The organism is Candidatus Abyssobacteria bacterium SURF_5 (assembly GCA_003598085.1).
Taxonomy (GTDB): Bacteria; Abyssobacteria; SURF-5; order SURF-5; family SURF-5; genus SURF-5.
In genome coordinates, this window is the sequence record QZKU01000103.1 from 1 (window position 1) to 10,074 (window position 10,074).

General features: G+C 52.7%; 7 protein-coding genes. All 7 read right to left on the bottom strand.

Features of this window, described 5'->3' with window-relative positions; genetic code table 11:
* Positions 1-145 precede the first annotated feature (145 nt).
* Positions 146-2,257, bottom strand: coding sequence for a hypothetical protein (locus C4520_14670; protein RJP18296.1), 2,112 nt, complete (start codon positions 2,255-2,257; stop codon positions 146-148).
* Positions 2,258-2,352: 95 nt separating this feature from the next.
* Positions 2,353-2,580, bottom strand: a complete 228-nt coding sequence (locus tag C4520_14675) for a hypothetical protein (GenBank protein RJP18297.1) — start codon at positions 2,578-2,580, stop codon at positions 2,353-2,355.
* Positions 2,581-3,632: 1,052 nt separating this feature from the next.
* Positions 3,633-3,911, bottom strand: coding sequence for a hypothetical protein (locus C4520_14680; GenBank protein ID RJP18298.1), 279 nt, complete (start codon positions 3,909-3,911; stop codon positions 3,633-3,635).
* A gap of 303 nt (positions 3,912-4,214) precedes the next feature.
* The gene (locus tag C4520_14685) at positions 4,215-5,945 is read right to left on the bottom strand and encodes a hypothetical protein (protein ID RJP18299.1); all 1,731 of its coding nucleotides are present in this window, start codon (positions 5,943-5,945) and stop codon (positions 4,215-4,217) included.
* Positions 5,942-7,192: a 2-hydroxyacyl-CoA dehydratase gene (locus C4520_14690; GenBank protein ID RJP18300.1), complete on the bottom strand. Its 1,251-nt coding sequence runs from the start codon at positions 7,190-7,192 to the stop codon at positions 5,942-5,944. The genes C4520_14685 and C4520_14690 overlap by 4 nt, the downstream gene beginning before the upstream one ends.
* A gap of 339 nt (positions 7,193-7,531) precedes the next feature.
* The gene (locus C4520_14695; protein RJP18301.1) at positions 7,532-8,581 is read right to left on the bottom strand and encodes a 2-hydroxyacyl-CoA dehydratase; all 1,050 of its coding nucleotides are present in this window, start codon (positions 8,579-8,581) and stop codon (positions 7,532-7,534) included.
* A 35-nt stretch (positions 8,582-8,616) separates the two neighbouring features.
* Positions 8,617-9,126 (bottom strand): DNA-3-methyladenine glycosylase I, encoded by a 510-nt coding sequence (locus tag C4520_14700; protein ID RJP18302.1) that lies wholly within the window; start codon positions 9,124-9,126, stop codon positions 8,617-8,619.
* Positions 9,127-10,074: the final 948 nt, after the last annotated feature.

Sequence of the window (10,074 nt, forward strand, 5' to 3'; positions counted from 1 at the left end):
GAGCTGATCGAGACCGTCTGCACGCAGTTTCATTCATGGCGCAAACCTAACCAGACCCTTAGGAAATTATGCGCAATTATTTAGGACGCTATATTTAGTCTTTCCTCCGCGCTCAGTGGTTGAAAAAATGCCAGTTCTTGATTTGTCAATTTGTGCCGATTTCCACCGTGAAGTCTCCGGAAACGAACGTGCAATCTGATGCTGGATCATGTGCAGTGAGAGTTCCGGTTATAATCTGGCCTGATCGAGTTCCAGTACACCTGTAGTAGAAGGTATCTGGATTCTGAATGTCTTCATAGAAACCGAAATTAAAACTAATTATGCTCCCGTTCTGTTCTCCGCTCAAAGCGTATATCTTATCGATATAAGAGCTCGCATCAGTTCCAGCGGCTGAGAAACGGTTTTCACTAGATGCGACCTCCATGCTATTAATACTGTTTGACCAACCGATCTCCCCCATACCTGGGCAGAACCATGTTTCGTTCCAAGAGAGGTCCCAGGTTTCATAGGTGTCAGAACGTACAAAGGACCATAGTTCATCGCTGGAAACGACAGTCAATGGCGTGTGGTCCAAGTCTACTCCGCGAACTTGCCATTTAATCAAACTTCCGATAGGGACCTTGTTCCACCATGACTGCGGCATTGTCCAACTAGTCTCGGATGTTCTGGTTGACCATTTCTTGTCACCCAGAAACAATTCCAATGCAAAAGCATTGTTTGTGCCTCCGTCAACCCGCCAGGTAAATGTGGGGGGAGAATATAGAATGAATTTGTTTCGTGGAGAGGACAAGTTTATGTGAGTCAAGTCTGGAATCACTAAATAGTGAAATCCCATATCCACGACGCCAGAATCATAAACATGATCCGTGCGTGTGGTGTAGGTATCCATTCCGAGATCGTCTGAGTCGTCACTTCCTGTATTTAAACAAGGGCTATTAGACGACTGGCCGGCGGCAATCTGGCTCAGATATGAATCTCCCAAAGGACCATCGTCGACAAATAGGGGATTCGTTGAGATGTTCCCTTCGGCCCAGTGCAGGGTGCAATTTGGACTTACATGGACGCCGGATTCACCACCTTGGACACAACTGTAGGTTATGTACAGCGACGACGGATATTCCGCATCCATGACAGCAATATGAGTAGAATACGGTGAACTGCCGTTGTCCCATATGATTGAGTCCTTGATATATGGTGAAGCGCTAAACCATGTATAAATCGCATTTCCGAGATATCCCGCCGTATTTCGTCTGAGCGTGCAATTCGAGATCCTCGGTGAGCCGCTATATGAGCAGTATATTCCTCCACCGTCGTAATCAGAGGCGTTATCAGTGATTTTGCAATTGATGACAGAGGGTGACCCCGAATAAGAGCAGCACAGCCCGCCGCCACGCTTAGCAGAATTATCTTTTATGATAGAATCCTTAATACGCGGTGAAATGTAATATGAAACATCTATTCCCCCGCCATAACTGGCCGTATTCCCACGTATAGTGCAGTCTGAAATCGTGGCCGAACCGTAATAACTACACTTGATTCCACCACCTCCGCCATATAAGCCGGTTGCGGAGTTTCCGGCGATCGTGCAATTCGTGATTTCCGGGGAACATTGGGAGCTGAATAGAATTCCACCGCCACCGCTACGTTCGTCGGTGGCTGTGTTTCCCGTGATAGTGCAACCCGACACCGTGGGGGAACAGTAGTTGTAACAATAGATTCCACCTCCCCCAGCCGCTATATTGTCGCTGATAGTACAATCCGTAATAATTGGCAAAGAATACGAATAACAGGCAATTCCACCTCCTGCCTGGCTCGAGCAGTTGCTTATAACGCAATCGCTTATCATGGGTGATGATGAGTCTCTGCAATAAATTCCGCCCCCCAAATTCTCAAGGTATCCCCCACTCGCAAAGCCATTCAATATTGTGAAGCCTTTGACTACGGATGCGTCTGTCTCGCCACTGTGAAAAATAAAACCTCTACCGGCATTTTGGCAATCAATGACGCATGCGGCAGGCCCGTTCTGGGATTGGAGGGTGAGTGCCTTCCCGTTGAAATCAATCTCCCATTCGTAGTATGTGCCGTCTCGCACGATGATCGTGTGAATACCGCCTCCGGCCACCGTATCTAATGCCGTTTGAATGTCTGTGAAGTCTTCACCACCAGCCTGGTTCACATAGTAAGTATCCGCAAAGACCTTAGGACCAAGAAACAAAAGAATACTGGTAAGCAATCCTGTTACAAGCTTTCTATTCATGAGGCCCTCCTGCAGGCATATGGGATGAAGAAGTTTTTTCTGAAAAGGTCGGTCACTCTCCGCGCGCGCACGGCGGATTATATCTCTCAGTTAACCTATTTGTCAAATGTTTTTTGAGCAGTATGGTAGAGTTTTTTGAGCAATAACCCCAAATAATACAGAGGACAACCGCAAAGGCGGAAAAGCGGAGCTCCCCCGCAATTGAAGCAATGCTTTGACTGCAGGGATGATGGCCGAAAAGGGAAAAATTTATGGAGAGCGGTTGCGTTCAGAAAGGGGGCGGAGCCGAAATCCAGAATCGCGGTCAGCATCAGCATGAACATTGGGGTCAAAGGCTCCCGTGCGGGAAAGACAGCTGTTAGCGATACAGTCCTCTGTTTGGAAGCACGAAACACCCATAGCTCGACAGCCGCTTCTTTTTCAAAATTTAGATCTTCACTGTCTACGATTGTTGGCCGCTTTGTTCCCTGTCCTGTCCCGCGTTTCGAGGGATCACCCATCGGGATCAATGATGCTGAATCTGCACGCCCGAATAGGACTCGTTTCGAGCTTTTCGGGACTTTTTGTGGCCGATAATCGAAAGCCGGAGAAAGCAGTAAGGCAATATGTAACCGCAGAGGCGGTAGAGGTCGCAAAAAGGCAGATAACAGTCCACATTCCACAGTCAACAGCCTTCCTGCGAAAGGCGGGGGCGGTTGAAAGGAGAGATTCTTCCGCCGGATCATGTCCGGGGTCAGAATGACAAGAGAGGAAGGTTAGAATGACGCGGCTGGGGCCGCGATTGATAATAACATCTTTCGGGCACGGCCCGCCGTGCCCCTACAATCCGTGAAAATCCGGTTAATCCGTGGTCTGAAATCAGTTCAAGGTTCAAAGTCGGAAGAGAAAGGCAGGTAACAGTCCACAGTCCCCAGGTAGCCGGAACAAGAAAGCCGGAGAAAGTATTTAGGCAATATATGTAACCGCACTAGAATAGCAGGCAGGATGCCTGCGCTACATGTTTTCAATGTTTCGGGTTCAAGGTTTCGAGTTTCAAAGCTTGCGTCGGCAGAAGGAATTCTCCGTTCCCTCCGTTTGCTCCTGTGGATATGATCTTTTTCTTGTAAAGGAAAATGGCGGTTCAAAGTCGTCTTTGTGCCTTGGTGTTTTGGTGGTTGGATTTCGTCTTTTCTCCGTGAGTCTCCGTGGCCTCCGTGGTAAAAAAGTAGTTCCAGGTTTCAAGTTCCAGGTTTCAGGTTGGAGGAGATAAAGGCAGGTAACAGTCCACAGCTAGAGTCCACTGAAATCCCGCGAGGCGCGGGAGTAAGAAAGACCACAGGCGGGACGCCTGTGCTACCAAGCAAGAAGAACAGTTTCAGGTTCACTGTTTGGAGTTTCAGGTTCCAGGTCTGAAAAGAGAGATCTTCCCCCGGATCATGTCCGGGGTCAGAATGACACAAAAGGAAGGTTTAGATGACCACGCGAGACGCGTGGCAGGCATGGCTAACGCCGCGGTTGAAAATAACATCTTCCGGGCACGGCCCGCCGTGCCCCTACGAGAAAATACATAAATCGGTATAAATAATTCGATTAATTTGTGGAATTCGTGGTGAAGCAAGAAGAGGAAGATTAAATGCGCGGCTGGGGCCGCGTGTTCGCGTTCATCTGTGTCCATCCGTGTGGATCTGTGGTTTGAATTTTCTTCGCGTCTTGGTGTTTTTCGGGCACGGCGTGCCGGCCCCTACATCGGCATTTTATTAGGTTTCAGTAATCCGTGTGAATCTGTGCGCATCCGTGGTTTTGCTTTTCTTCGTGTCTTTGTGTCTTGGTGGTTGGATAACAGTCTTTCGGGCACGGCTCGCCGTGCCCCTACATAGAGAATCAGAGGCGAGAAATCCCCCCTTAGTCCCCCTTTAAAAAGGGGGAATTTGTGTTTGGCGGAATTCGATGTGGAGTTCCGTAATGCGCGGATATGGGTTCAGGATGAGGCCTTCACAAGCGTGTTTCTGGACCAAATGAGCATCAGGAGCAGGTAGAGGATGATGTATGTGGCGGCGGAGACGGCGAGAACGGACGGGCTGAGGAAGTCGGGCTTGTTTGCAAGAAGGCGCCAGAGCGCTTCATTGAGGGGAATCGCGCCTGCATTTGCCGGCGCCACTCCCCAGCCATCGGCGGCGGGCACGGCGAATCCTGCGTAGTAAGGAAGGAGCATGGAGAAGAAACCGAAAAGCTCCACAACAAACAGAGCGCCTGAAAACAGAAGGAAGGCCCACCGCGCGAGGGCGCCCTGCAATTTGACTACGGCAAACGCGGCGACGAAACTTATCGGAATGACGAGCGCGTAGAAATACCAGCCGCCCGGCCCGCCCATCACTTTCACGGTCGCCATCACGTTTACCTGGTGATATGCGACTCCCGCAGAGAAGAAAAGGAAAAGCAGTCCTGCCGCGACAAGCGCATGACGCATGCACAGGTCTTCTTTTCGCCGATTCCCGGCCAGGAGATATTTCACGAGTCCGGCGGCAGCGAGGATAAAGCCGGCGGCAAAGATGAGGTAAGCCGGCTTGGGCAGATGAAGAAAGCTCCAGCCGCTGACCCATGAGAAGGTGACGAAGAGGTGCTTGATGAGCAGCGGCCATGAGACGTCGAGGGTTGCCCTCATTTTCTCGATCAGTCCCACCGACGGAAAGTAGATCGATTCCTGCAGGCCGGAGAATGTTCCGTAAAGCATGTAGTTGCGCACATACCACCATCCGCCGATCGCCGCCGCGGAAGCAAAGATAATGCAGCCGTCGATCAGCGGTCTCTTCCATCTGTCTCTCTCGGACGCTGCAAGGATAGCAAGGGATACGGCAATTGCCGGGATCGCGGTGAGGAAATACGCCTTAGTGAGGAGCCCGAGGCCGAGGAGCGCTCCGATGAGAGCGGCGCGGAGCGGTGTCTTCCGTTCGGAGTAGAAGACGAGAGCGCAGAACAGCAGAGAGAAGATAGCGGCTCCGAGGCTGTCGTTGCCGACGCGCGCGACGTCGATGTAGAGAACAGGCCACAGGGCGGCGAGCGCCGCCAGCGTGATTCCCGCGGAAAAATTTCGTTTCGCCACGGGCGCGGCCGCGAGAAGCGAGAGAGACGCCAGGAAAACCGAGAACAGGCGAAGCGCATAGACTTTGTCGACGAGGTTCAGCGGGTTCAGCAACTCCAGGACCGGCACGCAGAGGAGATAGTACAGCGGCGGATGTTGAACCTGGTAGAGGCGCGCCGATGACGGATTCAGCGCGTCGGCGTCGGCTTGTAGCGCGTCGAGCGCGCGCCTCAGTTCTTGCCGGCGCTCGGGCTGCATACGCCAATACTCGAGATACGAGAATTTCTCGGACTCTCCCGTCAACTGAGGCATCAGAGGCGGCAGCGGCAGATAAGCCGTGGATTGCGCGATGTCGGCATCGACAAACGTCTCCCCCCACACGGGAAGAGAGCCGCCTGCGGCGAGGGAGTGGACGTATGCGAAGTGGAACGGCTCATCGACGCCCTCCCAGAGAGGAGTGATTGATGAATAGAGGAATCCTTTGGTAAGGAAAAGAATCCACGCGATCAGCAAGAGAGGCAGGATGTTCGGGGTGTCCGAGCCGGGGCTCTTGTTTTCCTTCACGTCTTCTTGTTCCGCCGCCTGTTGAGTTGATGGGCCGCCGTGGAGCCCAGCGTTTTCGTGCATCATGTCCGTCTTCGAGCGCCGCCTGTTTCGAGCAGTTCCAGGAAGGCTTCGAGGCGCGTCACCATCTGGCCGTAGGGAGCGGCCCTTCTATCGACGGCATCGCCGTCCAGCGCGAGCAGCGGAACGCCCGCTTCGGCCAGAGCGTGCTTGAACAGAATGTTTTGCCCGTAATTCCATCTGCAGCCCCAGTGCAGGAAATGCACGACCCCGTCAACCGAATATGACCGGACCAGATCGATGAGACGCTTGATTTTTGCTTCCATCGGCTGCAGTTCGGGATTCGAGAGCATTTTCACGGCCAGCGCGCGAAACGGGTCATCGAGATCGAGCTCCGGCCACCATATTTCGCCCAGCACATCGATGGCAACGACCGAACGCAGTTCCCGTTCTACATAGTTCATGATATCGGTTTCGAAGACTGGACGCAAGTGTATCCACATCAAGCGGTTTTTTTCACCTCCTTCCACCGCCGAAAATTTTTTGGAAAGCCGGCGCCAGAGTTCCTCGTCAAAAGCCTGGGCGATAGCGACGCCGTCGTCGGTTCCCCACGGATAGATCAGGCTCATTCCGATGAATTGTGAGCCGGTGGCGCAGGCGGGGATGTGTTTCCGATTTTCAGCAACGGAGACAAAATGAGCACGCGTCTGATTGCTGAGCGAGAGAGCGAGCCGCAGTCTGTCGATGTCGACGTCTATTCCGGCAAGATGAGACAGGCGCCGGGCGAGCCGCTCGATCTGGCGCGCGACATAGTCAACGGCGCCGGCGGCGCCCCCCGAGAGAGAAGCGGGCACATCGAGCGAGTGAAAATCCTTTTTGAAATGTCGGGCGGTCATCTGCCCGATTTTCGGGCTGCTCTCGCACAGGTGGGAAGTGCAGACCACGATATCCGGCGGAGGAAACATGCCGGTAAAGACTCCGCCGATAGCGGCTCGAAGGAACGTGCACGTATCGCGGGATGGAAGAAACGTGTCGGCCCGCTCGAAGGCTTCTCGCAAGTCTACCCAGCCGGAGAACCCGCCCGCACCGTCCATCCAGAAGGGAGTGCAGCCGCAGGCGAAGATCAATTCAGGCGGAACAAAGACGTTGATCCACACCACTGGCTTGCCGGAGGCAAAGGCGTCATAAAGCAGCCGCGCGAAACTCATGCTGCGCATCAAGGTTCCCTGAAGCGCATTCGGATCGACGCCCGCGTCCTCGTTTTTTTCGAGCATCAGGCGAAATATCTGTGGCATGTCTTCCGGCGTGTCCATGATGTCCTGCTATCCTCTAATTACTTCCTCTTAGAACGTTGTCTTCTTTCGCCTTTCTCGAAAATAAGAAGCTCTCCGGACAGAGAGACAGTCCCGTGATTGCTTCCGCTGGTTCCCAGCGATGGGACATCCTCGAATCTAACGGCTTAAGAGATGCGGGTCGTGATTCCCGGGAGCAATCTCCATCAGATCAAATCCAAGCGAGCGGTCATGTTTATCCATTAGCGCTAAAATATAATAACGATATAAATATGGTCTCTGTCCCCATATTTTCCCTTTGTTTATTCATTAGCACTAAACTATAATAACGATTTAAATATGGTCTCTGTCCCCATATTTTCAGCTCAGCATTTCGAGGAAGGCTTCGATGCGGGTCCTGATTTGTTCGCGGTTGCCGGGCGAGTAATCGGCTTCGCATCTGAGCGCCGGGATACGCATTCGCTGCAATTCGGGCTGGATCATCACCCAGTCGAGCGTATGGGGATCGCAGAATTTTACCGAGTAATAGATCAGGCCGGTTGCGTTCGTTTGGCGCACCAGTTCCAGAAGATGATCGATCCGTTTTCCCGTCGTGTTCATTCGAGCGCAGGGGAGGCGCCGGATATAGCGCTCGGCGATTTGCAGGAGCGGGTCGCCGTCGGTCCGGACCAGGCCGCCAAAATATCTGCTGCCGCAGCAGAGGTCATCCGCGACAACATGTCCGCCGGCAGCTTCAATGGTTTCGACGATCCACATGTCGTCGAGCACTCCGCCGGAAAGGACCACGCGCGCGCCTTCTCGAGAGGCGGGATTGGATTCTCGCAATTGTTGAAGCCTTCCCCGCCATGCTCTGTTGAATTCTTTCTTATCGGATGCCATCGACTGCCGCAGGATGCGGTAGTATTGCGAGGCGACGATGCCGGTTGGTGCGCGGCGAAGCTCGTCGAGTTCGCTGAGGATCAGACGCGTCTCGTTTGTTATCGCGATCGCCCGCAGAAGGTTGTCGTCGTTTAGATTATTGCCGCTGTATGTGCGCAAGGCCGGCGTGAACGCTTGCAGTTCGGCATGGAAGAATTGAACCGCATCCTCATTGACTTCGTGCGGGAGCGCGAGGATATGAGAGAATTGAACGGGAAGGAAATGGCGGCAGGCATCGAACAGGCGCCTCATCGCGTCGCACGAGTCGATCCCGACAACGCCTGCAAAGGAATTGGGATTGTTGAGAAGCGAGCCGAAGCACGCGCGCACGAATGCGCAGAGGTTCGGATGCAGATACGTGTCGGCTGCCGCCATGCCGGCTGCATCCCCGAGAATGCGCCTGCTTTCGAGGCCTGCGGCGAGGATCAATTCCTCAGGGGTATACGTGCAGAACCAACCGATGACCGGTTTTTGAGCGCTGTCCGTTTTCACGTCGTTACTCGATTATCGGGGTGCTACAACGGCTATCAGCTTTCTCCTCTATACCTCCAGCAATTTGGCTCATGCCAGGGCGGCGTCTTTCCGATGCTCTGCAGAAAACTTTCCGAGATTTTCGGGCCCATGAAGCTGAACTTTCTTTTCAGTTCCCGATTCATCTCTTCAGGGCTCCCGTTCACCTGTTTCAGATAAGCGGCAAACGAGCCGTATTCCGAGATGATTTTCTGGACCCGTTTCGCGTTTTCGATTGTGGCCGTGATTTTGAGCCGGTTTCTAATGATGCCTTTATCGTTTAACAGCCGTAATATATCTTTTTCCGTGAACGCCGCCACTTTCTTGATTGAAAAGTTCGCGAATGCCCGCCTCAGCGCCTCGCGCTTGTGGAGGATGAGGCGCCAACTCAAGCCGGCCTGGAATATCTCGAGGGATAATCGTTCGAACAGGTCGTCATCCCGCTCGAGCGGCACGCCGAATTCTTCATCATGGTATTGAATGGCGAGCGGATCATCCTTGGTCCATGAGCATCGTATCTTTGGCATATGCGTCTCCGCTTGATGAAGCAATGACAGGGGTGAACTCAGTGCGGGCAAGGCCGCAGGTTTTCGGACTTTGATTCCGCGCGCGCAGAATTTGATTGAAGTGTGCTGGTGTCCATAACAAGAAGCCATTTGGAACGAGGTAAATTCAAGGAACCCGAAGGCTGCTACAGATAACTAAATTGTAAATATTATAGGAGAGAAAGATCCTTGGCGTCAAAACGGGCGTAGATACCCGAGCGGCGCTATAATCTATTTCGCTTTCCCTGTCCGCGGATGACATTGTTATGCATGATGGAATCCCGATTCTCATCGCAATTATTGCAGTTGGTCTTCCGTTGTCTTTCGTGGTATAATGAAAGCAGCAGGAAAGCGATTGCTTACCAATATCCTCCATCTGAGCCATCCAATGCTTTCCAAGTTATCCCGCATAACGGCATTGCCCCCCGGCCGCCAGGAAGGACGTTGACGTATCAGAACAAACGATCTTCACCATGGCGCACGATTTTCCACAGGGGAAACAACGCCTCGAATCTCGCCGGAGACTCGCAGGCTAATGGGGGCTTTTCGGCTGGCGGGAGATTTTTTATCCGATACCCGAAAACCAGCGGCCTTCGAGTGCCGTGCCCGGATGGCACATCTATTCACATTACATCAACATTTCTCTTCATCATTGCTCGTACTCATTCCGTTTATTAACGAATAATCAGGGTTAGTTTCGGCGGTCGTTGGCAGTGGGCTCGGCAGAGAAGAACTGATAAACGAGTTGTCCTGTCAAGACAACAGTCATTACACGCATTGCACTGCGAGGGCCAAGGAGCATCTCCGGATGAGCAAGTGAGTAGAGGCTGATCTTGTCTTGAACCAGTTGGAAATAGAGAACTGAGCCGTTAGAATGGTTAATGAAGGGAGGAGAACATCATGGGCAAACCACACAGACATTTTACGGCT